General features: G+C 45.4%; 26 protein-coding genes, 1 tRNA gene and 1 pseudogene. 22 read left to right on the top strand and 6 right to left on the bottom strand.

Annotated elements, in window-relative coordinates; translation table 11 throughout:
* Positions 1–10: 10 nt before the first annotated feature.
* On the bottom strand, positions 11–814 hold the full coding sequence (gene minC / locus AC6R1A_RS13315) for a septum site-determining protein MinC (RefSeq protein ID WP_500633687.1): 804 nt from the start codon (positions 812–814) through the stop codon (positions 11–13).
* Between the two features lie 110 nt (positions 815–924).
* On the opposite strand from minC, the gene AC6R1A_RS13310 reads away from it, so the two are divergent.
* The 3 genes from AC6R1A_RS13310 to AC6R1A_RS13300 all read left to right on the top strand — a co-directional run bounded on the left by AC6R1A_RS13310 (position 925) and on the right by AC6R1A_RS13300 (position 3,485).
* Positions 925–1,215: a YcgL domain-containing protein gene (locus tag AC6R1A_RS13310; protein ID WP_487901077.1), complete on the top strand. Its 291-nt coding sequence runs from the start codon at positions 925–927 to the stop codon at positions 1,213–1,215.
* A 37-nt stretch (positions 1,216–1,252) separates the two neighbouring features.
* Entirely contained in the window at positions 1,253–2,239 is a 987-nt protein-coding gene (locus AC6R1A_RS13305; protein WP_500633688.1) for a lytic murein transglycosylase, read from the top strand.
* A 133-nt stretch (positions 2,240–2,372) separates the two neighbouring features.
* Positions 2,373–3,485 (top strand): GGDEF domain-containing protein, encoded by a 1,113-nt coding sequence (locus tag AC6R1A_RS13300; RefSeq protein WP_500633689.1) that lies wholly within the window; start codon positions 2,373–2,375, stop codon positions 3,483–3,485.
* 18 nt (positions 3,486–3,503) lie between these two features.
* Here AC6R1A_RS13300 and folD read toward each other — a convergent pair whose 3' ends face one another.
* The gene (folD, locus tag AC6R1A_RS13295; protein WP_487901080.1) at positions 3,504–4,361 is read right to left on the bottom strand and encodes a bifunctional methylenetetrahydrofolate dehydrogenase/methenyltetrahydrofolate cyclohydrolase FolD; all 858 of its coding nucleotides are present in this window, start codon (positions 4,359–4,361) and stop codon (positions 3,504–3,506) included.
* Positions 4,362–4,562: 201 nt separating this feature from the next.
* Here folD and AC6R1A_RS13290 point away from each other — a divergent pair.
* From AC6R1A_RS13290 to AC6R1A_RS13250, 9 genes are all read left to right on the top strand, one after another.
* A tRNA-Arg gene (locus tag AC6R1A_RS13290) sits at positions 4,563–4,639 on the top strand.
* Between the two features lie 239 nt (positions 4,640–4,878).
* The gene (locus AC6R1A_RS13285) at positions 4,879–5,580 is read left to right on the top strand and encodes a hypothetical protein (RefSeq protein WP_500633690.1); all 702 of its coding nucleotides are present in this window, start codon (positions 4,879–4,881) and stop codon (positions 5,578–5,580) included.
* Positions 5,581–5,616: 36 nt separating this feature from the next.
* Positions 5,617–6,351 (top strand): competence protein CoiA family protein, encoded by a 735-nt coding sequence (locus tag AC6R1A_RS13280; protein ID WP_500633691.1) that lies wholly within the window; start codon positions 5,617–5,619, stop codon positions 6,349–6,351.
* A 322-nt stretch (positions 6,352–6,673) separates the two neighbouring features.
* Positions 6,674–7,372 carry a hypothetical protein gene (locus AC6R1A_RS13275; protein WP_500633692.1) on the top strand — a complete coding sequence of 233 codons (699 nt, stop codon included), beginning with the start codon at positions 6,674–6,676 and terminating at the stop codon, positions 7,370–7,372.
* Between the two features lie 152 nt (positions 7,373–7,524).
* Complete coding sequence (locus tag AC6R1A_RS13270; RefSeq protein ID WP_500633693.1) at positions 7,525–8,061, top strand: hypothetical protein; 537 nt, start codon at positions 7,525–7,527, stop codon at positions 8,059–8,061.
* Positions 8,062–8,217: 156 nt separating this feature from the next.
* On the top strand, positions 8,218–8,625 hold the full coding sequence (locus AC6R1A_RS13265; protein ID WP_500633694.1) for a hypothetical protein: 408 nt from the start codon (positions 8,218–8,220) through the stop codon (positions 8,623–8,625).
* Positions 8,615–9,058 (top strand): hypothetical protein, encoded by a 444-nt coding sequence (locus AC6R1A_RS13260; protein WP_500633695.1) that lies wholly within the window; start codon positions 8,615–8,617, stop codon positions 9,056–9,058. The genes AC6R1A_RS13265 and AC6R1A_RS13260 overlap by 11 nt, the downstream gene beginning before the upstream one ends.
* A 174-nt stretch (positions 9,059–9,232) precedes the next feature.
* Entirely contained in the window at positions 9,233–9,991 is a 759-nt protein-coding gene (locus tag AC6R1A_RS13255; RefSeq protein WP_500633696.1) for a hypothetical protein, read from the top strand.
* A 191-nt stretch (positions 9,992–10,182) separates the two neighbouring features.
* The gene (locus AC6R1A_RS13250) at positions 10,183–10,782 is read left to right on the top strand and encodes an outer membrane beta-barrel protein (RefSeq protein WP_500633697.1); all 600 of its coding nucleotides are present in this window, start codon (positions 10,183–10,185) and stop codon (positions 10,780–10,782) included.
* A 20-nt stretch (positions 10,783–10,802) separates the two neighbouring features.
* On the opposite strand, the pseudogene AC6R1A_RS13245 reads toward AC6R1A_RS13250, so the two are convergent.
* From AC6R1A_RS13245 to AC6R1A_RS13235, 3 genes and pseudogenes are all read right to left on the bottom strand, one after another.
* Positions 10,803–10,943: pseudogene (locus AC6R1A_RS13245) on the bottom strand (IS110 family transposase); the annotation flags it as partial.
* Positions 10,944–11,050: 107 nt separating this feature from the next.
* A complete protein-coding gene (locus AC6R1A_RS13240; protein WP_500630036.1) occupies positions 11,051–12,112 on the bottom strand; it encodes an HNH endonuclease family protein in 1,062 nt (353 codons plus the stop codon).
* Between the two features lie 19 nt (positions 12,113–12,131).
* The gene (locus AC6R1A_RS13235) at positions 12,132–12,707 is read right to left on the bottom strand and encodes a class I SAM-dependent DNA methyltransferase (protein WP_500633698.1); all 576 of its coding nucleotides are present in this window, start codon (positions 12,705–12,707) and stop codon (positions 12,132–12,134) included.
* A gap of 402 nt (positions 12,708–13,109) precedes the next feature.
* Here AC6R1A_RS13235 and AC6R1A_RS13230 point away from each other — a divergent pair, with 402 nt between their 5' ends.
* Together AC6R1A_RS13230 and AC6R1A_RS13225 are read left to right on the top strand one after the other, a co-directional pair.
* Entirely contained in the window at positions 13,110–13,319 is a 210-nt protein-coding gene (locus AC6R1A_RS13230) for a helix-turn-helix domain-containing protein (RefSeq protein ID WP_500626067.1), read from the top strand.
* A 9-nt stretch (positions 13,320–13,328) separates the two neighbouring features.
* The gene (locus tag AC6R1A_RS13225; RefSeq protein ID WP_500633699.1) at positions 13,329–14,600 is read left to right on the top strand and encodes a VapE domain-containing protein; all 1,272 of its coding nucleotides are present in this window, start codon (positions 13,329–13,331) and stop codon (positions 14,598–14,600) included.
* A gap of 173 nt (positions 14,601–14,773) precedes the next feature.
* On the opposite strand, the gene AC6R1A_RS13220 is transcribed toward AC6R1A_RS13225, so the two are convergent.
* Positions 14,774–16,099 carry a tyrosine-type recombinase/integrase gene (locus tag AC6R1A_RS13220; RefSeq protein WP_500633700.1) on the bottom strand — a complete coding sequence of 442 codons (1,326 nt, stop codon included), beginning with the start codon at positions 16,097–16,099 and terminating at the stop codon, positions 14,774–14,776.
* A gap of 373 nt (positions 16,100–16,472) precedes the next feature.
* Here AC6R1A_RS13220 and AC6R1A_RS13215 point away from each other — a divergent pair, with 373 nt between their 5' ends.
* From AC6R1A_RS13215 to AC6R1A_RS13180, 8 genes are all read left to right on the top strand, one after another.
* Positions 16,473–16,826 carry a DUF1428 domain-containing protein gene (locus AC6R1A_RS13215; RefSeq protein WP_500626070.1) on the top strand — a complete coding sequence of 118 codons (354 nt, stop codon included), beginning with the start codon at positions 16,473–16,475 and terminating at the stop codon, positions 16,824–16,826.
* 178 nt (positions 16,827–17,004) lie between these two features.
* The gene (locus AC6R1A_RS13210) at positions 17,005–18,087 is read left to right on the top strand and encodes a calcium/sodium antiporter (protein WP_500633701.1); all 1,083 of its coding nucleotides are present in this window, start codon (positions 17,005–17,007) and stop codon (positions 18,085–18,087) included.
* A gap of 222 nt (positions 18,088–18,309) precedes the next feature.
* Positions 18,310–19,050: a nucleoside recognition domain-containing protein gene (locus AC6R1A_RS13205; RefSeq protein WP_500633702.1), complete on the top strand. Its 741-nt coding sequence runs from the start codon at positions 18,310–18,312 to the stop codon at positions 19,048–19,050.
* The gene (locus AC6R1A_RS13200; protein ID WP_500633703.1) at positions 19,050–19,517 is read left to right on the top strand and encodes a YjiG family protein; all 468 of its coding nucleotides are present in this window, start codon (positions 19,050–19,052) and stop codon (positions 19,515–19,517) included. Before AC6R1A_RS13205 ends, AC6R1A_RS13200 begins: the two co-directional genes overlap by 1 nt.
* Positions 19,518–19,527: 10 nt before the next feature.
* Complete coding sequence (locus AC6R1A_RS13195) at positions 19,528–20,652, top strand: M20 family metallopeptidase (RefSeq protein WP_500633704.1); 1,125 nt, start codon at positions 19,528–19,530, stop codon at positions 20,650–20,652.
* A 216-nt stretch (positions 20,653–20,868) separates the two neighbouring features.
* On the top strand, positions 20,869–21,477 hold the full coding sequence (locus AC6R1A_RS13190; protein WP_500633705.1) for a DUF2913 family protein: 609 nt from the start codon (positions 20,869–20,871) through the stop codon (positions 21,475–21,477).
* 526 nt (positions 21,478–22,003) lie between these two features.
* Positions 22,004–23,476, top strand: coding sequence for a protein adenylyltransferase SelO (locus AC6R1A_RS13185; RefSeq protein WP_500633706.1), 1,473 nt, complete (start codon positions 22,004–22,006; stop codon positions 23,474–23,476).
* Between the two features lie 148 nt (positions 23,477–23,624).
* A complete protein-coding gene (locus AC6R1A_RS13180; RefSeq protein WP_500633707.1) occupies positions 23,625–24,353 on the top strand; it encodes a response regulator in 729 nt (242 codons plus the stop codon).
* Positions 24,354–24,370 lie beyond the last annotated feature (17 nt).

Genomic DNA, 24,370 nt, shown 5'->3' with positions numbered 1-24,370 from the left:
CTTTAAACTATTAAATTGTTAACAGCTCGAATTTGAGTGAATCGTCGCTCAAGCTGAACATCACTTTCTGTTGCCAATATTCCTCGGCAAACTGTTCCGTAAGCCAGTAGTGCCCAGCAATAGACATCAATTCTGCATTGAGTTTGTTACAGATGATGACGGCGCCCGTGTTGCCACTGGCCCCTGCAATAGCGCGACCACGCAAAGTGCCATGGATATGAATTGAGCCATCGGCAATCACTTCGGCGCCTTCACTGACATGATTGAGTACCACTAAATCCGCGTCTTTGGCGTAAATCTGTTGCCCAGAGCGCACCGGGGTGCGCACAATTTTGGTGGGCGCTAAGGTCGCGGGCGCTTGTGTGGGGGACTTGCTTGCCGTCATCACGGCGAACTTAGCGTCAGACGCTAAGTTTTGTGTACGTTTGTCTGGGCATCCCGTCACCCCAACAGGTATCATGCCCGCTTGGGCGATGCCTTGCTTTAGCTTTACAAAGTCCAATTCGCCCGCCACCTTTGAAATATTGATCACCACAGGTGCGTGAGCAAAAAACGCAGGTGCCGTTTGCACTTTCTGTTGTAAGAAGTCGATGCATTTGTCGACATCGTTATCGCTAAGGTGCAAAACGGACAAGGTGAAACTACTGCCTTTCAAGTCAGGCGAAGCGGCGCTGGATGATTGGGACGGTTTGGATGGAGCGGTGACGCTCTCTGACCCAATGGTCTGTGGCCTGCTTGTATTGGGCTCGGTCATATTCGACATATAGGTAAGTGGCAACCTCTTAAGGGCGTTGCTTGGGACTAGGGGACTCATGTTATATTCCCTCCCTAAGCTCAGCAAGTTATCTTGCGCTCAATTGGGTGTTTTGCTCTCAAAAATAGCGAAACATTGACGTTTAATGACAATGAGATAAAAACATAGACATGCTTTGTGCAATTTATAAGAGTTCAAAAAAAGAGGGCGCGTACCTCTACTTACCGAAAAAGGACGATTTTTCGCAAGTTCCTGACACACTGATGCAGATGTTCGGTAAACCTACAATGGTGATGATGGTTAAGCTCGACGGGCGCAAGTTAGCACAAGTCGACATCGAAAAAGTGAAGCAATCCATGCAAGATGAGGGCTTCTTTTTGCAACTGCCACCCCCACCGAAAAACCTGCTTGATGAATACAAAGAGCAGAAAAAAGCTCGCCAGCAGTCGAATAATTCATAGTTCTAAAGACTCGCTAAAATTGCTCAAGGAGGGCAATGTGAAAACAATACTGTCAGCTGTTCTAGGATTGACACTTTCAGGCACTGTGTTGGCAACGTCAGTGTCTGCGAGTGAGGTGTCATTTGATGATTACATCCAAACACTCAGAAATGAAGCCAAAGCGATGGGGATTGCTCAGCCCGTCATCGATGAGGCATTTGCCAATGTGACTCATAAACCACGCGCCGTGACGGCCGATAAGAATCAGCCAGAGAAAAAACTGACCTTAGATGAGTACATTCCACGTGCCGTACCAAAATGGAAAATCGATCAAGCCAAAGCTCTTTACCAAAAGCACCACACTGAGTTGACTCGCATTGGCGAGCAATATGGTGTGCAGCCGCGCTTTATTGTTGCGCTGTGGGGCGTTGAGAGTAACTTCGGAAAATTTACCGGCAATTACCCCGTCATTGATGCACTCGCGACCTTGGCGTACGACGGCCGCCGTGAGGCCTTCTTTCGCAGTGAAACCATGGCCGCGTTACAGATTCTAGAGCAGGGCCATATTGCTTTTGATGACTTTAAAGGCTCATGGGCAGGGGCGATGGGCCAGTGCCAGTTTATGCCAAGCTCGTTTTTAGCCTTTGCTGCGGATGGTAACGGTGATGGTAAAAAAGACATCTGGACGACAGAAGCGGATGTGTTTGCTTCGGCGGCCAATTATTTAAGTCAATCCGGTTGGGACGATACCTACACCTGGGGACGTCAAGTGACGCTTCCCGCTGGGTTTGATACGTCAATTCAAGGGCGAGCGCCGGACAAAGCCAAATATTTGCAACAGTGGGCGTCAATGGGGATTAACCGTTTTGATGGCCGACCGCTACCTAAGCTCGACCAAGATATCCAAGCCTGGTTGATCGCACCCGATGATGGGAATGGGCGTGTTTATTTGGTCTACAATAACTATAACGTACTAATGAAATGGAACCGGTCTTACTACTTTGCGCTGGCTGTTTCACACCTTGCGGATGCAATTGTGATGTGATGCGGTAAACAAAAACGACGAATCCTCCTACATTCAGTTGCGCTTAGCTTGACGGTGTCTATATTTGATTGACAATAAATAATGTAGCATTATCTAAATAAGTGATTGGTTTTGTAGCAATGACTGGAGCGCGATGAACGTACACCACTTTGTAGCGGATAAATTATCCGAAGTCGTCTTAATGAAACAGCAGCGCCAGATGATGATGATTCGGGTGCTCGCTGTCTTAGGTGTCTCCTTCCTTGCGGCCTTCTCTGTCTATAGTTTTTATCGCGGCGATATTGAGCTGGGCACAACGCTGGCCTTTTACTCCTTGGTTGGCATCGTCACCATCAAAATGATTAACCTGCAACATCGCTTTGGTCTTGCTGGGCTATCTTTTATGATCTACTCCTTGAGTTTGTATCTTATTTTTACTGGAGGGTATGAAGGTACTGGCATTATGTGGGTCTACCCACTGTCTGCCATCGGCATATTCATCAATAGTTTTCGTGTTGGAGTGGGGCTCTCGGTACTGAATATTGTCCTTACTTCCTTGATCTTCGCCTTTGGCTTGGCGCAGTTTCCGTACCCATACCATGTAGGGTTTCGCTTGGTATTAACCTTGGTCGCGATGTCAGGTATGTGTCACATCGTGATCTATTTTCAAAGTCAAATGGACGACTATATTTTGAAAATGGATCAAGAGGGCATTCAAGAACTGGCTTACATTGACTCGCTCACCCAACTGGCGAACCGAGCGAGCTTTATGTCGGTATTGTCTCACGCGACCCGCCTTGATGAAAACAAGCACACCGCGATCATTTACCTCGACTTAGATAACTTTAAAGCGGTCAATGACCGTTATGGTCACGATGTCGGTGACAACGTGTTGTACGATTTTGCCAAGCAAACCAAAGCCATCGCGCAGCAAGCGTTGGGCGAGAGACTGCAAAAATACGACATTGCCCGCTTGGGCGGTGACGAGTTTGCCATTTTTGTGCGCGATTATGAGTCGGAGCAAGAGGTGGTTGATTTGGCAGAGCAAGTGGTCGCGCTCTTTTATGGTCACCATTTGCAATCACTGAACAATATTCACGTTGAGATTGGCGCCAGTGCGGGTATCTCATTTAACAATGAGAAGATGACCTTAAGTCAGTGTTTGAAAGTGGCGGACAGAGCGATGTATCTCGCCAAAGAAGCCGGGTCGGGTAATGTCAATGTCGCTAAAACAGCCTCAGAGCCGCGAGAAGAAGCGCTGCTCTGAGGAAGGATAGGGCGCTAGTTATTTGGTATGAAATTGCTCACACGCTAGCATAGTATTCTCAATCAAGCTCGCCACCGTCATTGGCCCAACACCACCAGGGACTGGCGTAATAAAGCTGGCGCGCTCTTTGGCTTTATCGTATTCCACATCACCCACCAACTTGCCTGACTCCAAGCGGTTGATACCGACATCGACCACGACCGCTCCCTCTTTGATCCAGTGACCTGGAATAAAGTTAGGTTTACCTACCGCAACGACCACCAGATCCGCTTGACGTACATGACCTTCTAGATCTTGAGTAAAACGGTGACAAGTCGTGGTGGTACAGCCCGCAAGCAGGAGCTCCAATGTCATTGGTCGACCGACAATGTTGGACGCGCCAACCACCACTGCGTGTTTGCCACGAAGATCGATGTTGTAGCGATCAAGCAGGGTGATGATGCCTTTCGGCGTACAAGAGCGCAGTTTTGGAATGCGCTGCGCTAGGCGGCCCACGTTGTAAGGGTGGAAGCCATCGACGTCTTTCTCTGGATGAATGTGTTCAAGCACGGCGGTAGAGTCGATTCCCGCTGGTAGCGGAAGTTGAACCAAGATGCCGTCAATCTCATCGTCAGCGTTCAGTGTGTCAATCAGTGCAAGCAGCTCAGTTTGACTTGCGGTGGCAGGGAGGTCGAACGATTTAGACACAAAGCCCACCTCTTCACACGCGCGGCGTTTGCTGCCGACATACACTTGTGATGCCGGATCTTCACCAACGAGAACCACAGCCAAGCCAGGGGCACGTAACCCAGCGTCTAGGCGCGCTTTCACACGAGCCGCGACTTCGGAACGGACGGTTTGAGAAATCAGTGTTCCATCGATATTTTGAGCAGTCATGACTTTCCTTTAATCACAATGGCGAATAATTTGTCGCGCATTGTCGCAAATAATTGAATGAACATCCATAAGCAAACGTTTGCTTTGAGTTGTTTTTAAACACCTTAACCGCCAATGCCCCTTTTTTAGTCACTTAGATCATAATGATACGAAAAGGTCTTGTGTTAAGACCTCGAACTCGTATAATCCTGTCCCTGTAGCGCGCCCTTAGCTCAGCTGGATAGAGCACGTCCCTTCTAAGGATGTGGTCGTAGGTTCGAATCCTACAGGGCGTGCCATATATCCGAAAAAAGCCCGATAATTCAATGAGTTATCGGGCTTTTCGTTTTTCTGTGGTGCCTCTGTGGTGCCGCTGAAATCTATTTTTATCAACTTTTGTTAAACCCCACCTATTTTCGACTCTTCGCTTTTTTCGAAACATCACTCTCTTTTTGTCTATCCGATCGCTTGCTTCATCTATACAAAATGATACCTTCTACAACTGAGCTATTAAGTAACAAGTTGCATGGAGTTTGCAGTGGCAGGGTTGAGCCAAAAACAGACAGACGAGTTGATGAGTATCGGGCTTGATGTTCATCAAGTGAAAGAGTGTGAAAACATACTAATCCAAATTCCAAGTGACACCGATCTTTCGTCAATTAAGCGCCTATCTAAAGCGTTGCAACAAGCACAGTCAGGCTTTGACGATATCAGAAATACCGATCCCAATTTCTATGACGAAATAGAGCGGCAACTTCAAAGCAAAGTAGCTTGGTCACGCTCCCTATTAAGCACCATAGCTGAGACATTAGAGGGAGTTCACGCTCAGCAACAAGGTGTCTACGTATCAGAGGTGGATTTTGATTCCAATGAACAAGTAACGCGGGTTACGACTCCCAAAAGCAGGGACTTTCGTCGCTATCAAGCCCTGACAGATCTGTGGCGTTCATGGGGCAAAGTAGTGAAAACCACGAAAGAGTCTGAATTTTTCTCCTTTCTTACGATTTGCCTCAAAGGTGGCTTTTCTTTTGACGGTGTCGCTAGTGTTAGAACTCACTACCTCAGGTATTTTTGGGGTAAAACGAAGGAGATCTCGACAGGTGACACAGAACACGAATCAGATCTCTTGGAGGTTGAAATTACTCTGAAAAACGGACAGAAACAGGTAGCGCGTATGAGAGTCCCTAAAATGGATGCGTTGGACAAGGATATTCGTCAACTCAAGAAAAGTCGACGCTAGCCACCGACAATTCACAAACGTGAAGGGAAGAGAGGGATGCTGATACCGTTTGGCTTGAAGGATGATAAATACCTAGACATTAGTGAGGTGCAACGGGGTAGAGCATGTGGTTGTGTTTGTCCAAGTTGCAAACAAAACCTTGTGGCTAAAAAAGGGCCCAATCCGGATAAAATGATCCACCACTTTGCCCACGACAAAAAGTCGAAAGATGAAACGGGTGAGCCGATAGAGTGTCAATATTCATTCTGTGTGGTCGCAAGGCTTGTGATTAAGCAATGCTTAAAGGATCTGGACCAGTTTGAGATACAGTTGCCTGATTGGAAGCTTGAATTAGAAAAGAGAGATGATTACGGAAGGGAGGTCACCGTCTCTGGATATGTGACTCAAGCACATCATTTAACGATTGATGATTTTGAAGTCGAGCCTTCGGGGCACTACTCAGAGCTCGATATCCTTTGTCGCATAAATGGGTATTTGGTCGGTATCCACTTTAGTTATCACGGCAGGCCAATGATTGGGGGAAACGAAAATTTTAGTGCCGTTTCAATTGTGGATATTGATTTAGAGCCCTTGCAAGACCTTTACGATAGTTTTGACCATAAAGAGCATGAATCATTTAAATCACTGGTGATGGACTATGTACTAAACGTTGGGCAAAGATCTTGGGTGACTCATGCTCGCTATACCGCCAGATATTCAGAGTTGACCGAAAAGCTAAACTCACTCGTTGAGGAATCCAATCTAGCACCGCCGAGACGCCACATAGCCTAAAGCCCTATTGTTAATACGATTCAGCATCAACCTTATAAAAAGAGCTCATGCTCGTATGCAAGGGAAGTTGAATCTTCAAGTGTATAAGGCCTAGTTAAAGTCAAAATTAGCAGTCAATGCCGTCATATACATGATAGACGGGGATTTGCTATAGTATCCAACAGGTCTCATAATGGGCCGTTTACTAATACTCTGATTTTCGGTTATTTATTAGTGCAGCGTCTTAGTGGGTGGAAGTATTAGGCGGAAGGATGCGAGTTGGAAAGGCGGCTTGTTGCCGTATATAAAGCGTTAGCCATACCGCAGTAAATTTGGAGTATCGATGGAAAATACTTGGGCTTCTGGAGCATTAGAATTGCTTCGTCATGCAGATTCTCATATTGAGTTGGGTTCAGCATTCGATTCGCGGATAGCTTTCATAAGCATTGATAACTCAGTTGAAACGTCGATACGAACGTTCTTGTCATTACCTGAAAAATTATCTGGTTTCAAGTTTCCTCGTAAGGAAAAAGATGAGGCAGGTAATAGTTTCCCCAAAATGGTCGAACTTCTGTTCAAATATGCTTCACGTAAGCTAATAGGCTTAGACGAGGGAGATATAGAGCATTACCACAGAATTAGGAATCAACTTTACCATGACGGTACAGGCTTATCTGTTGATAGTCGCTACTTAAAAGCGTATCGACAAATTGCAGCGGTATTACTGAATAACTTATTTGGTGTCGAAACCGAGAAAGTAAACAAAGCGGTAAGCATTGAAAACCTAATATTGTTGTGGAACCAGCTTGAATCAACCATCCATGCAAAGTTCAAACAACACAATATTTCTGCTGGTCACACGTTTAAGTGGGAGCAACTCGAGAAAACTGGTGAAATCAGTTGGGAGCAATTTGAACGGCTTACAAAACTGAGAATGATTCGAAATCATCAGGTGCATTCTACAACCGAAAACTTTGACTATGAACAGTTAGAGGCAAGTATAAGTTTGGCTGAAGCGCTACTCGGTGAGTTGAATGGCTAACAAATTGCTCAACCCAGTTAACGCTCGGCGATTTTGGTTTGGTTGAGTTCTGTGATTAAGGTGGCTTTGCGTGAGAGTCGTGGTTGTTAGCGGCTACTTAGCAAGGCGTTAGCTATTTTAATTGAAGCTTTTACATATAATAGGATAAGAATATGAAAAGAATGTTGGTATTGGGCGCATCGATTGTAGCAGCTTCAGGGTTGTTAGGCATAGAGCAAATTAATAGCTTCAAGCAATTTGGAAATGTTATTGAATTAACTTCTGGGAAAATTAGACTTGGTGAAGTCTACCGTGAAACACTGAGTTCAACATACGAGGTTACATTTGTAGGTGATGACCGTGCATCTACCTCAGTTTATGCAAACACTAAAAATCTTTACTCTTCTGCTTATGATGATCTCAAGAGTACGATTGACGAAATTAACAAGAGCAGAGAAAAAAACAAAGAAGAACCGTTATCAATTGACAGTGTAACTTGGACTAAAGATGCGACGATCAGTTTAACAACCAAAGTTACCTACCAGTCAGAGTTTCATCCAAATTTTGTTCTCACCATTGATGAAACAACGATGGACTATGTAGCTGGTAAAGAAGATTCAAAGAATATTTCGCATTATCTAGCTGAATTAAAGTCATACTCCAACAAAATGGAAAAGCAGTATGAAGCAAGTAATTCATTTATCAAATAGCTAACAAACGCTTTAAGTCGATTCGTAACGCTCGGCACTTTTGGCGTCAAGTTAGGCTTATGTGATTACGGTATTCAAGCTAGGTTCAGTGGCGCGTTACTCACAACTTAAGCGGGCGTTATAGCTTTTTTAGTTTTAATTAACGTTGGAAGTTCTATGGTAAAAAAAGAAATAAGTGACTTAGAAATTACCGAAACTCAAATAGTCGATGACTTAATGACCGGTGGTGATATCGGCACTTGGCAAGCAGACTATTTATTGCGAGAAGTCGAATTTGAGCGACTTAAAAATGGTAAACCCGTTACATATAACTGGGCAAATAGTATCGGCTTAACTACCTTTGGGTTTGCGTTAAATTTACTCGGCAAGGGATATTCTGATTACACCATAATTATTAAAGGTGAGTGGATTGCTTTGGCTTTTGGCGGAGGGGCAACTATCGTTCTTTATTTGGTTGGTTTGTACTTAAAAGATAGCCGAAAATTAGTCATGAAAAAGATAGAGAAGCACTTTGAAAGTGCTCCTACAAGAAGAAGAGTGCTCGGAGGTAACAATGGACAATAAGCTTCCTGATGGTTACAAGCCACTTAAAAAGCTCACTATATGTAGCAACACATTAACTGGCGGTGGAAATTTGGTATCTATTGGTGGGGACATTCCAGTACTAATAGGTAAGGGTAGTATTCCTCAAGTTTGGATCAAAGCTGTAGCTGATTCGTCTACCAATGAATTGGTTCCCGTAGTAGAGAAAAACAAATCATTACACCCAGCAATAAAAGTCGTAACCCAGAACAACAAAATTACGGTACTAATCTCTGGCGAAACGGTCTTATCAGCTAAAGCACCGTCTCAAGATGTTGTAGCTGTTGATAAATTAGACTTACGCCCTCTAGGTCTTAATTTGTACGGCGATAGTTCTTCATTAAAAGTTGGCGGTAACACTTTTTCGCGTAACTCAATGCATGGTGGTGGAACTTTAATAGGGTTTGGTGCATAGAGCTATAACAAACAATTTAAGAGTGATTCCTAACGCTTGGGATTTTTGATTCTAAATTTGAGTATGGTGTTTACAGTGGTCTGATTGAGTTTCGTGGTAGCGTTACCACACCTTAATTGGGCGTTAGCAGTTTTCAAATGAAGCCGATAATAATATCCATGATGGAGTATTAAAATGACAACGTTTGTAGGTACGGAATTAAAAATAGTCAGGGCAAAAAGTCATATTCGAGAACTAGAAAATCAGTTAGTGGATTATATAAAATCAAAGCCATTTAAAGTGGTTGTTGAGAGTGAAGATGGTGGTAGTAATCACCTTTGGACGCTTCGAGTAAAGCATGATATCCCCATGATTTTTGCAGCAATAATTGGGGACGTAATCCATAATTTAAGAGCTTCTTTAGACCTTCTAGCTACCGAGTTAGTAGAACATGCTGGTCAGGATGCAAAAAATGTGTACTTTCCTTTTGGAAATGACGCTTATGGTCTCGAGCAAATGATTAAGAAGAGACGTATTGACAAAGCAGGTCAGGGGGTTGTCGATATCGTTAGAGATTTAAAACCTTATACAGGTGGTAATAAGTTACTTCGCTCGTTACATGATCTTGATATTACTGACAAGCATAAATCACTCGTTCCAGTCGCACACTACGCAGGGATAAAAAATTTTCAAATGAATGGCGTTTCTGGACCAATGCTAACAATTCAAAATTTACATTGTGGTCCAATTCGAGATGGAATGGTATTGATGAGTTTACCTCCAGCTGGAAATGTCAGGGTTGGGCAATCATTCAATCCATCATTAAAACTGTGCTTGGACGAAGATGTAATAGAACGAGATGAAGAATTAGTAGAATCAATGCACAAATACGTCGATATGGTCGAAGGTATCTTACAAAGGTTCAAAGACCTTGTGGCAAAAGAAAACAGCTAAAAATCATTTAAGAGTGATTCAGCACGCTTGGCATTTTTGGCTCGGGTGAGGTTCAGTGTTTAGGGTGTTCAAATTAAGTACCGTGGTAGCGTGCTTCACACCTTAATTGGGCGTTATGCTACCTTGTCTATACGGTGTTCCATAAGTTTGGATTTCTGATATAATTTCGGTTTTAAGTATCGGTATTAATTATGAAAAACACAGCTGGCTTGATCGTAGGTTCTTTGCTTTTATTTAGCTCACCTTCCATTGCAAAGCCTGATGACTTTGTCAAAAAGACTGGCGATCAGTTTTATGTAGGCGCAGATTTAACTGCGGCAAATAATGTTGATGTTAGCATCAATGGTGAATCGGCTGACGAATCTGCAGATATTGGGTTCAATTTTTTAGCGGGTTATGAATTCAATACGCATTCGCTAGTAAAAACGAGTGTAGAAGCAGAATATAGGACGTTTGGTGAAGTTGATAATACAGGGACTTTGAAAGTTGACGGTGATGCTTTCTTTGTGAATCTGAAAGCAAAACTATTTGTACTGTACGACTTCGGTAATTTGTACTTAGCGCCTATGGCAGGCATCGGTCATGTATCAATAGATGGCTCTGGAAACAATATCAGCATTTCAGAATCTCAAACAGGCTACCAAGCGGGTTTGGAAGTTGGTACACGTTTAAAGCAAGGCGTTGATTTAAACTTGGGCTATCGTGCTACATTTACATCAATCAGCCGAGCTGGAAATGATATCGATGTAAACCTATCAGGTGCTTATGCTGGTGTAAGGTACTACTTCTAAAGTAGTAGCATAACAAACGACTATGGCGTCAATCCTTTATTTTGGGCGATGTTTTGGTCCCACATGACGCCATCTCGAAGCATGGAGTTTAAGATGACCACAATCTTGCGAACGCAAGCGATAATCGCCACTTTCTTTGGTTTTCCAGCTTCGAGTAACCGAACGTTTAAGGTTTCAATATATATCTTCTAATGTGAACGAATTAGTTTAGATCAGCACACCTAAAAATTTTTCCCAAAGGTGTGCTGATGCTGACCACTAAGCTGGATTAAAAAGGAGATCCCTTAAGTAATCGAGGTTTCCACTCGTAAGGTGTAGCTTGTTTTGCAACTTTGAATACTTCTTTAATGTAATTTTTGCGCTGCGATGCAGTGTTTCCTGTCTCTAATTGAATTGTTTCACCTAATGGATGCTTGCTACTGATGTAATAATCATTTCTCCGTATTAATGCTGGGAGAAGAGAGTAATCGGGTGTGTGAGCCCATTTAGACCATGCTTCTTCACCATTACAGTCTTTGCAGGTAAGAACTAGGTTCCAAATACCGTTGAGGTTGAGGTTTATGTCAGTTCCAACTTGGTATTGTAGGCTGATTGGGAAAAAATGATCGACGGCTGCCGTATTTGGTTGGTTAGGTACGATACTAATGTCATCAAAGCAGTAAAAACACTTACCTTTTTGATAGCCGCTCAAAGGCTTACGGGCGTGTGTTACAGGGGCTCGTATATGACTATTAAGGTATGATTTATTTGATTTAATGCGTCGTCCGCAGAAAAGCTTTTCAGTGTCATCATACTCAATGATCAACTTGTCTCCCTTGGCATCCCAAGATGACTCTACAAGGTTCCAACGCCCTTCAACTTCTTCAGACAAGTTGCTTGCCTGAGCGAGCTCTCTCAAACGATATAATGAATCATCTATAGTGATACCTTTGACATTGTCTACTACTGATTTTGTATAAAATTTTGCTCCTTGGCCGTATTGCTTTTTTAACTTGGGAAAAGCGTCAATTACATATTGGAAACCTGTTGAAACCGTTAATGAGATTATCTCATCTTCAGTTAGTTTGCCTTCAGAGAAGAGCTGACACGCGTAAAGATATTTTGATGACTTAGCGCTGGTTTGCTTCTTGCCTGATAGGACATGCTGTACTATATGTTTGTAAAAGGGAACAGCGAGCTCATCGAGTCTAATGAAACTCCGTTTTTCTATAGGTAGTTCAAGTAAGGCTTGACCTAAAGCAAATTTGTAGCTGGCAGTATTTGCGCCGTATAGAATAATTGTTCGGAAAGTTTCGAGTTCTGTACTGTTATTTGAAAACTGGATGGTCATTCTTGATTCCAACTTAATACTATTTCTCTTTAATGAGAATTGCGTTGAGCCATTTTTCGTTCTCTCGCCCTTGACGCAAGTCTGACGTTTTCCATGTTTTTAGTATTCTTAGCGGGCTATCTTGAAGCACTATTTCAAGTAAGGTCTCGTTCAGATTTGTAAAATTACGACCATCTCGGTTGACTTCATCATTCCCATACTTGAATGAGCAATAGAACAGCCCTTTAGCTTTTAGGCTTCCAGCAAGATTGTTGAATGCAATTGGTAGTTCGGCTAAAGGTAAATGGAGTAATGACGCACAAGCCCAGATGCCGTCGAATGAAGACTTCGACTGAAATTTCTGGAATGTTGTTACTTCGACGGGTTGTTCAATAAGGCTTTGGGCTAACAACGCAAGCTTGTTACTTGCATCAATAGCATGAACTTTAAACCCTCGAGCTTTGAAAGCTAATGCATCACGACCTGAACCACAACCAGCATCAAGTATGAAACTTCCTAATTTTAGATGCGGCAGGAATTCCTCATATAAGCTATCCATTTCAACATTGATGGTTCCATCATAAAACGCTCGAGCATTTTTATCGTAGTAGTTCATCCTAGTGACCGTGTTGAAATTTATTTCGAATACATGATACCAAAAGTTACAGTAAAATTGAGCTTTCCCATACTGAAGATTATTCGAATTTATGGAGTTAGATTTAATAATCTAAGAAGATTTTGACCAAAAAGAGCGGATATTGAATGACTGTAAGTCTGAGTGCCGATTTCGGTCTTACTGTTCTTAAAATGGTAGGCTTTGGGGGCATGTTAGCGCTCTGACATAACTCAGTATCTATGTTATCCGTTCCCGCTCCAGCCCTTTAAATCAAAGGGATGACGGCTTGTCGCTTAACTCTCTACACTAAAAACCGTTCCCCTCTTCTGATTGCCGTTAAACCTGATCATTCGTAGTCTGAATTTATCCAATTAGGATGATTTCAAACGAGGAAGATTAATTATGAGTAATTCAGAAATTTCAAAGTACGGCAAGAAGTTGAACCGTAAATCAGCAGCAGAGTATTTGGGTGTGACAGAAGGGACGCTCGCCGTTTGGGCATCAACTGGACGCTATCGCCTGCCATTTATCAAAGTGGGCCGTAAGGTGTTTTATACACTGGCTGACCTTGATGCTTTCCTTGAAAGCCGAGTTCAAACACAAACGGCATAAGGAGTGACTATGGATTGTGTTGTTGAAAAAGTAAGCCAGTTACACGACACGGTGAAACCTAACTACCCTGACTTAGATGCGAGGTTTAATCCGCTACCTACATCAAGAAACCTACAAGCGCTGTTAAAAAGCAATGGCATCGATGTAGTGGTCAACAAAATGAATATGGAAGTTGAGTTGTTTGTCGATGGCCAAATGCTCGACAAAACAGCCGAGCAAAAACGTAGCTTGTTGATTGATGTTTGTGTTCGCGGTGGCTTCAAAAAAGAGATTCTAGCCGATCACCTTATGTCTTTGGCTGAGAACAACAGTTACCACCCTTTTGCCAATTACCTGCATGAAAGTAATTGGGACGGTATCGACCGTATGACACCTGTGATTGACGCCATGAACGCGAAGGATAAAGAGCTTGCAAGCTGCGTGATGCGAAAGTTTTTTATTGCGGTGGTGGCATCGGTATTTGAAACACCATTTAGCTCAAAATTGATTCCGGTTCTTCAAGGCGGGCAGTCGTTCAGGAAAACGGCGTTTATCAAGCGATTTGCCTCCGTGTTTGAAGGGGCGTTCTTGGAAGGGCAAGAGATCAACCCTGACTCTAAAGATTCAGTTATTAGCTGTATTAACAGCCTGATTGTTGAGCTCGGTGAGTTAGAGCGTACCTCTCGAAACAGCCAAGGAAGCCTCAAGGCGTTTATTACTAAGGAGGTGGATACAGTCCGACCCCCTTATGGCGCGAAGGATATTAAGAAACCTCGTCAAACGTCGTTTATTGCGACTGTTAACGTGACTGGCTTTCTACGTGATGAAACTGGCTCAAGTCGATATGCCGTTATCGAGCTGGCCGCGCCTATCGACATGGAACTGGTAAACCGTACCCTTGGTTGGCGATATGACAATGGTAGGCTGAGCCACCGTCATCCAGCAGAACTCAAGCAATTTTGGCTTCAAGCCTATGAGCTATACAGGTCTGGTGAATCTTGGCACTTGACGGATACTGAGCTTGAGTTAGCCGCAAAGGTCAACAACGAGCACAATGCCAAAAGTTCTTACTATGAAGCCATCGTTGAGCGCTTCCTAATCGATGACCCTGAAAAGTACGTTTGGGAGTGGGTGACGGCTTCGGAGGTGTGTAAACACATCAATGTGCACGTAGATAAAAATAGAATCGTGGGTAAAGAACTTAAACGACTGGCACAAGAGGAAGGGGCGATTGAGTCTAAGGCTGGCAGGTCAAACACTACTCTATACCGCTTGCCTGTTTCCGTTCGTATTGCAGCCTGATTTGTTTATTCTCTTTAACCCACTAACCAATTTTTGTGGTTAGTGGGTTAAAGAAATATGGAAGATTAGCCGCTGTGTTTTAACCTAATAGGCTTAATGTCACTGGCTAGTTAGCCAGTCAATTTTGGCTAACAAAAAGTGCTTAAGCCAATAAATTCAAGGCTTCGTGCGGCTTAAGCCGTAAGAATGTCAGAATCTACAGATTGTTCCAAATAGCTCATCAATTCCTGCCTTGCTTCGATAGGCAGAGTATCAATCTCTTGCTTAATGCGATCTAACTTAGTCTGCAATGAGTCCCCAAGCATATAGGTGACGGTTTTCTCTAGCGTCTCTCTCACGCTATCGTCCGACAAATGAGCATACACATCATTGGTTATGCTGATGTTGGAGTGACCCAGTAGTTTACTTGTTGCCTGTATTGAGCCGCCCGATGTAACTTGAAAAGTGGCTAGGGTGCGTCTTAGGTCGTGAACTGTTAGATGCTTTTCCGGATTGTCGGGTGCGTACATGCCAACGCGATCGGTGATTCTTTGCCAGAAACCGCCTTTCCCGCTTTTATCGGTGATATGACCGAGTTGGCTTCGAGCGCTTGGGAATACAAATTCTTGGTTAAGTTCAGCTTCATGTGAGCGACGAACCAATATCCTCATTGCCTTTTGAGTGAGTGGAACAGAGTGAGCCTTTTTACTCTTGTTTTTACTGGCTGGAATAATCCAGCGACGATTATCAAGATCAATTTCTTGCCAGCGCATAGAAAGAACCATCGATTTGCGTTGACCCGTCAGCAGAAGCAAAAATATGCAATCTTGGTAAATCTGCTTTTCTTGGCTCAGTGAGTCAAAAAACTGCGCGAGCTCTTTCTTGGATAAGGTTCTTTCGCGTCTGAAAAGGGACTCATCAACCTTATTGATTTTAGCGAAGGGGTTAGGCTCGATATAGGCTCGATTAAACATCGATTTGAGCAAGGTTAGCGAATGGTTGTGTTTGCTGTATCCGTGTTTGGTGAATAAGTCCTGCATTAGCTTCCGCGCTTTCTCGGCATCAAAATCAGTGATGGCCTTTTTACCAAGCTTAGGTTTTAGGTGTAATCGGTAAAGAGTCTGGTTTGATTTGAGGCTACTGGCGCGGCGCTTCTTGGCTTTAATATCGAGCTCGAAAGAGGCAACATAGATATCGAACAAGTCATCAAAGGTTTGGCTTTCTCTGGCTTCTCTTTTTTGCTGGTTTGGGTTGATGCCGTTGGCAAGGTCGGTCGCCGTGTTTCGTGCCATTTCCCTTGCTTGCTCGACCGTCATCGTAGGGAACTCACCGAGTTTGACCTTGATGTTTTTTCCGTTAACTTTGCGCTGAAAACGGAAGATTTTAGCGCCAGAAACCAAGGCATCAAGCACCAAACCTTGAACGCTTTTAGTGCTTCCCACGTCTCTATAGGTAATGCGATGTTTCGGTTTTTCTATGCTTTCTAACGCACGTTTTGTGAAGTTTATTCCTGTGTCCATAACAACTTACCGTCAAATCCTGTGGTGCCTCTGTGGTGCCGTGGGCGTCAATTTAGAGCCATTTTGAGCTATTTTGGTTAAATATACAATTCGGTAATTTGTATCTTAAGTGTATGATAATAAATAACTATTAAGCTTTATTAAACGAAGTTAAAATCCTAGTTTAATTCCTACAGGGCGTGCCATTTCTTTAGAAAGCCCCGATAACTCAATGAGTTGTCGGGGCTTTTGCGTTTCTATTGTGCCAAATCTCATTGCACGCTAATCAGTATCTGAGCGTCTACAGCTGACGGGGCGGAGCCAGTGATCAACAAGTGATCTACTTCTGCATTGGTGGGCTATGGTTATTACTCCACATAAGAGGAGAGTGATCATGACATACGTTGATGGATTTGTAGCGGCTGTACCGACAGCGAACAAAGAAAAATACATGGCACACATAGAAATCGCCGCCGAAATGTTCAAAGATTTCGGTGCCTTAAGGGTGGTGGAAACGTGGGGGAATGAAGTGCCGGATGGAGAGGTGACGTCGTTTCCTATGGCTGTGAAAGCTCAAGACAACGAAACCGTGGTGTTCTCATGGGTTGTGTGGCCATCAAAAGAAGTTCGAGATCTGGCATGGCAACAGATCTCGGATGATCCGCGAATGAGCCCAGAGCAAAATCCTATGCCGTTCGATGGTAAACGAATTATTTATGGTGGTTTTGAGGTCATTTTGGACCAGTAATCATCGACTGTGTAGGCGATATCTAAGGCGCAGTTACCAGCCATGCGTTGCCACTCGATTGTACTAAGCGATAAGGCTCGAATTGATCGAGCTTTATTCATTAATTCGAGTTATTTTAGCTTGTTCAACGCTGAATGCGTTCTTGGTGTGAGTTGGCCTTCGAGTGGGTGAGGTAAACATGGATTATCTTCTTTTAGTTTTGGGTTTGATGTTGTTGATTGCCGGAGCTGACGGGTTGGTCAAAGGGGCGGCGAGACTCGCCGCCAAAGTGGGTATTCCAAGTCTGGTTATTGGTCTAACGGTTGTCGCTTTTGGCACCAGTGCGCCCGAGTTGGCTGTGAGTATCAATTCTGCCGTTTCCAATAAGACCGAACTGGCGATCGCCAACGTTGTCGGCAGCAACATTTTTAACGTTCTGTTTATCCTAGGTTTAGCGGCCGTCATTACGCCACTCACCATCTCAAAGCAGTTGATTCGCCAAGATGTTCCCATCATGGTTGGTTTAAGTGCGCTGGTCTTCTATATGGCGACAGATGGGCGATTAAGCCTGTTGGACTGTGGGATTTTAGTCGCGTTATTGGTTGTTTACACCGCGTTTCTTTTTGTTCAGGGGAAGCGCAGTGAGACCGAAGCGGCAGAGGCGAGTGACGATGAAGTCGCTTCATTGACGCAGGTGCACCAACCAGTATGGCAGAGTGCGTTATGGCTCGTCGTTGGTTTAATCCTACTGATTGCGGGCGCGAATCTGTTGGTGAGTAGCGCAGTGAACATTGCGCGAGCCTTTGGGGTTAGCGAAGCAATGATTGGTTTGACGATTCTAGCCATCGGCACCTCTCTTCCTGAGGTCGTGACGTCGATAGTGGCGAGCTTCAAAGGGCAAAGAGACATCGCTGTCGGGAACGTCGTTGGCAGTAATACGTTCAATTTGTTGGCGGTTTTGGGTATATCCGGTCTATTTAGTGGTGAAGGACTTGTTGGCAACGAGCAGCTCGTCTCACAGGACTTTCCGATCATGCTTGGTGTCGCTTTGTTGTGCTTACCTCTGATGTTGACAGGTGCGATAGTCAGTCGACTTGAAGGAGGGCTTTTTTTTGGCTTGTACTTCCTGTATAGCGCCTTCCTGATTGGTGACGTGAGTGATGCAGGTTGGCTGCCCACTTTGTCAATGGTCACTTGGAATGTGGTTTTCCCCATTGGGCTTTCCGTTATTGTGATTTCTTTACTCAAAGACTGGTGGAGGCAAAAGAAGAAAAGGAGCTAATATCCGCATTGCCAACTTGTTATCACTAATTGGTGGATTAAATGCCTGTTTGAGATCTAATTGTTGGCTAAATATCCTAAATGTGATCAATGTCACAATCGTAAGTGTGACAGAATGATTACGCTCACCTTCCGACTTCTACTTGATTTTGATCATCTATCTAGCACGTCGCTAGGGAGTACATTCGCCGCGCTTTTCCCCAACGAATAGATAGGTATCTTGATGACGACTCCGGTTCAATCTGAACGCAAGGTAACGATCGGCTGCTACATTGCGCTGGCGTTTGCGGTTGTGTTTTTCTCTGGTCTGATGCAATCCAATGAATGGTATGGCGTTTTGGACTTTACAACGCTCAATGGCTCTTTCGGTAAAGTTGCGCACGGCGTGACAGAAACCGCGGATGGCGTTCAAGCCGCGACCACTTCTTTCCGTGGTGTCGGTGGTAGTGGTGCGCGTGATGGCTTCATTTTCGCTCTAACTCTTATTCCCACGGTGATGTTCGCGCTTGGTATGATCAATGTGCTTGAGCACTACGGTGCCCTGGAAGCGGCGCGCAAGCTGCTGACACCATTGCTTCGCCCAGTCATGGGTATTCCGGGTAACACAGGCTTGGCGTTGATCGCCTCTTTGCAAAGTACGGATGCAGGCGCAGCGATGACGCGTCAGCTGAAAGACGAAGGTCAACTGACCAAACGTGAAACTGATGTGTTCACTATGTTCCAGTTCACGGCAGGCGCGACCATTGTCAACTTCTTCTCATCTGGTGCGGTTCTATTTACGTTAACGCTCGCGGACGGCTCTCTCGCCGTAACTTCGTCTATCGGCCTTGCGGTATTAGTGATGTTCGCATTTAAGATTATTGGTGCGAACCTATTCCGCATTTACGTCAATCTGACGGAAGGCAAAGAAGAGAAATCTGACGACAAGCAAAACAAAGAAACACTGACCGAGGAGATCGCATAATGGGTGACGTAAAAGCGAAAAAGCCAATGGTGACGGACATCTTCGTCGAAGGCGCGAAAAAAGGCTGGGTGATTGCAACCACATCGACGGTGCCAAACGTATTGATGGCGTTTGTGATCATTGCGGCGTTGCAAATCACAGGTGCTTTGGATCTGATGGGTATTGTGTTTGCGCCTGTGATGGCGGTATTTGGTCTGCCTGGTGAAGCGGCAGCGGTACTGATTGGTGCATGGATGTCGATGGGCGGCGCGGTAGGTGTCGTGATCACCCTATTTGACCAAGGTATTCTCAATGGCGCGCACATTGCGATTCTTGCGCCTGCTATCTACTTGATGGGTTCACAGATCCAATACATGGGTCGTATCCTTGGCCCAATTGGCACTGAAGGACGCTACATCCCAGTGATGATTGCCATTTCGGTACTCAACGCATTTGGCGCCATGCTTGTCATGAACCTATTTGTGTAAGGGGGAGGCGATGTCATTTTCTCTCCAAACGTATTTAGATGAGCTGCGCCCGCTAGTCAATGTCGATTGCGGCACGTACACGACTGAGGGCATTGAGGTCATCGCTCAGCAGTTTGAGCAGAAGTTCCTCGAGATGGGTGGCTGGAACGTCAAACGCATTGACTGCACCAAAGCGGGTGTCGGGCTTGAAATTCGCAACAAACCTGACGATGAGCAGATCGATGTGATGCTGATTGGTCATATGGATACCGTCTTTCCTGTCGGCACCGCTGCGCAGCGTCCGATGACGGTTGATGCAGAGAAAGCTTACGGCCCAGGTGTGTCTGACATGAAATCAGGCTTGCTCAATGTGGTGTATGCGATGCGTGACCTTGAGGCAAGCGTATTGGATTCGCTGTCGATCTGTATCTGCATGAACCCAGATGAAGAGACCGGTTCACTTTACTCGCAAGATTGGTTGCAATCGGTCGCGAAAAACGCCAAACACGTTCTTGTGGCGGAAGCGGCGCGCGCCGGCGGCAGCTTGGTCAAAGCTCGTAAAGGTATGGCGCGTTACAAGATTGATTTTCATGGTATCGCGGCACACGCGGGCAATGAGCCAGAGAAAGGCCGTAGCGCCGTGACGGAAATGGCAAACTGGATTCTCGCCATGAACGAGATGACCAATTTTGAGTCAGGCACCACTTTGAACGCCGGTGTGGTTTCCGGTGGCGCAGGCGCAAACATTGTTCCAGATTTTGCGCAAGTTATCGTGGATGTACGCTTTTGGAGCAACGAAGAGTATGACGATGTCGATACACGCCTGAATGGCTTAACCGTGACGCCATTTGTTGACGGTGTGCGTGTTGCCTTTGAGCGTGAAGCTTACAAGCCATCCATGGTACCGAGTGACAAAACCGAGAGTTTGATGGCGTTGGTAGAGGAAGCGGCCGATGAGTTGTCAATCCAAATGGGTTGGCAAGCGGTAGGTGGCGGCTCAGATGCCAACTGCACAGCCATCCTAGGTGTACCTACACTTGATGGATTAGGTCCGATTGGTGCGGGATTCCACAGCGATCAAGAGTACTTACTGCTTGAGTCTATCGAGCCACGTATCCAGCTGTTACAGCGCGTACTGAGTAAGCTCGCCAAATAGCGAAGTAATTGTTGTGCGTGATCGGGATTCGCACAACGGTTGACGAGCTTAAGCCTCACACTCTTGGGTGTGGGGCTTTTTGTAGATTGGCATTATTTTTGCGTGCTTGTGCCGCTTCGCATCTGTACATGGCGAAGGGTTTTCGGTAGCATAGCGGTCCTTTTCGTGTTTCAAACGACCACTTTCTCCGCGAGTTTCAGTTAGCTTCCAGTCATAATGCGCAGTATTCATTCCAAAATTAAACCCGAGTTTGAACCTCTCCTGTCTGAATTGGCGCTGCATGCATTGTTGCATCTACGCACCAACCACAACGGACAAGTACTGGCTCGAAAATCGCGCAATGACATCAACGACATTCTTTCTGTATGGTTGAATAAAGCGGCCAACAGTAAGAAATACAAGCCGTTCAAAAAGAAAGTGCGCTCTATGGTGACCCATGCGCGCTCGCAGCGCCTCGACATGGAAGCCATGCTCGATAACTTATTGAGCCCGATGAGTGGCGACGAGTTACCTCATCTTGATAGCTTCTTGCTGCTGATTAATCAGTTAGAAAAAGAGCTTAATACCACCGTTCTCGTCTCAAGCCCTGAAGCGGTAGACTTAGCGTATAACCCGACAGGGTGTCTGCTGTGCGTGCTGTCTGCCGATCTCAATGGTCACTTTGACCGCCGAAATCGCTTGGTACAAAGCGTCTCTATGCTAATGCGCGGTGCGCACGGTGAAAAGCACGCGTTTTTGCGCACTATCTACACGTCTTCGATTTTTGATCACCAAATGGATTACGAAGACGAAAATTTCGTGCGAATCACGCTTTCTTTACGCTAAGCGCCTGATTTTCTTTCAGCGCGCTTTTTCTCCTACAATCTGTTTTTAACGCCTTGTTTTTCTTCGTGATAATGAACAATGTTTCGTGATCTTGTCACAAAAAATTCACACAGATTGGGCTTGAGATAAAACGAAGATTTCATCATATTGTAATTAAGTTGTCATAAAGAGAAAAATAACGAGGAGAATCTATGCAACATCATGAAATGATCGAACCCACTAACTTTGGTGTGATTAGCCGTACTTGCCTGTTCTCATTGGTCGGCATTCTCGGTGTTTTCGCACTGATCTAGTCGATTATCGGGCTGTATTTCGTTACGCGATCGATATCGTACTTCCGATACAGTATAGAGGCGGTGCCTTAGTCTTCGATTAAGGCAGCCTTTCTCTTTATCACCCATGCTATCGGCAATCTCAGGCTTTCTTATCTCGAGCGCTCTTTTTCAATCCCGCTCACACTTTCTCTTGCTACTCTCTGCAACATTTTGCTAACGTCGGCGACAACACTCATTACATTGGGCCGTCTATGTCCTCGTTGTCATCTTTAGCGCTTACTCACCGTTTTTATCAACTGCCTAAGGTGTTTTACACGCCTGTTGAAGCAACGCCACTTAACAACACGCGTTGGGTAAGTTGGAACGCATCACTCGCCGCACAGTTTTCACTGGATGAGTCCCTGCCATCGGGCGATCTAAAAGCGTTTTTGGCGGGCGAGCAACGCGTTGAAGATTGGCCATCATTAGCCATGAAGTACGCGGGGCATCAGTTTGGGGTCTACAATCCTGATTTAGGTGACGGTCGTGGACTATTACTCGGAGAGCTAAAGGACGCCAAAGGTGAAGTCTACGATTTACACCTTAAGGGGGCGGGACTGACGCCGTATTCACGTATGGGCGATGGACGAGCGGTCCTACGCTCAACCATTCGTGAGTATTTGGGCAGCGAAGCGATGGCGGGTTTGGGTATTCCAACCACTCGCGCTTTAGGTATGCTCGCCAGCGATACCCCCGTCTATCGAGAGAAGCAGGAGCGCGGTGCATTGCTGCTGCGTGTGGCGCGCAGCCACCTACGTTTTGGTCACTTTGAGCACTTCTTTTACACCAATCAGCTGAGTGAACTGCGTCTGTTGGCAGACAAAGCGATTGAGTGGTATTGGCCAGAGTGTCAAACCGCCACTAAGCCTTATTTGGCGATGTTTGAACAGATCGTCGAGCGCACCGCTCACATGATCGCTAGGTGGCAAGCGGTGGGCTTTGCGCATGGCGTCATGAACACGGACAATATGTCGATCCTTGGTGAGACGTTTGATTACGGACCATTTTGTTTTCTGGATTATTATGACCCGCAACTTATCTGCAACCACTCCGACTACCAAGGGCGTTATGCGTTTGATCAGCAGCCTCGCATCGCATTGTGGAATTTGTCCGCGCTTGCCCATGCGTTGTCACCGCTGGTCGATAAAGCCGATCTGGAGCAGGGGCTCGGTCAGTTTGAGTCAGTGCTAAATCGCGAATTTAGCGCCATCATGCGCAAAAAATTAGGTCTCAAGACCAAATTAGAGCAAGACACTCAGCTCTTTAGCGCCATGTTTGAGTTATTGGCTCAGCAGAGCGTCGACTATTGCCGCTTTATGCGCGCATTGTCGATGCTCGATAGTGAACCAGAGCAGAACGTCATCGATCTATTTGTTGATAGAGCGGCTGCGAGTGAATGGTTGTCGCTCTATTTAGCGCGTTGTGAATGTGAAATGGATGAAAGCGGAGCGCCTGTTAGCGCCCGTGAACGCTGCGCCGAGATGCGTCAGGTCAATCCCAAATACATTCTGAGAAATTACTTGGCGCAGATGGCAATCGACAACGCCGAACAGGGGGATTATCAACTGGTCAACGAGCTTGCGATGGTGCTTCAATCTCCGTACGACGAGCACCCGAATTTTGAACATTTTGCGGCGTTGCCACCGGATTGGGGCAAACGGCTTGAAATCAGTTGTTCTTCTTAATTGACCATCTACTGATAGATGACTCGCTTAATGTTAAAAACTTGTGAGCTCCATTTGTTTTCTGTTCAAAAAATAAGGATTTATCGGTCACACCGCGGGTGAGAACTGTCTAGACTGTGAGCTAACACCATAGGCAGTGATTGGCGAAATGAACAGTAAAATACTTGTTGTGGATGATGATCAGGAGATCCGCGAGCTTTTGGATGAGTATTTGTCTAAATCGGGCTTCCATGTGGAAGCCGTGGCAGAAGGACAAGCACTTAAGCAGCATCTTGATGTAAAAGGTTACCCTGATCTGATTTTGTTGGATGTGATGTTGCCCGGCGAAGATGGCTTTGCATTGTGCCAGGCGATTCGTCGTGAGTCCAACGTGCCCATCATTATGCTAACGGCGGTGTCGGATGATATGGATCAGGTGGTGGGTCTTGAGCTCGGTGCTGACGATTACATCGCTAAGCCGTTCAATCCACGTCAATTGATGGCGAGAATCAAAGCGGTACTGCGCCGCGCCCAAGTGGTCGAAGAGAAAGGCTCGGAGCCGACCAGCTTACCCAAAACCATCGTATTTGGCGATTGGCAGCTCGATACCTTGGCACACAAAATTACCCATACCACGACAGGGGAACAACACGATTTATCTGGGAGTGATTTTGCCCTGCTGATGCTGTTTCTTACTCGCCCCAATGAAGTGCTGGATAGAGACACCATCTCCTTTGCGACCCGGGGCAGAGAAGCGCTGCCTTTTGAGCGTGGTATTGATGTGCAGCTCAGCCGGTTACGCCATCGGTTGGGTGACTCGGCCAAATACCCTCAGTACATCAAAACCATGCGTGGTAACGGCTATATTCTTGCTGTGCCCGTTAGCGTTGAACATTAACAGCTTACCGAGTCAGA

This window comes from Vibrio sp. R10-SG3-ISO3, from assembly GCF_059834225.1.
Note: the sequence above shows the minus strand (reverse complement) of the source record. Positions and strands in the feature narration are given on the sequence as shown.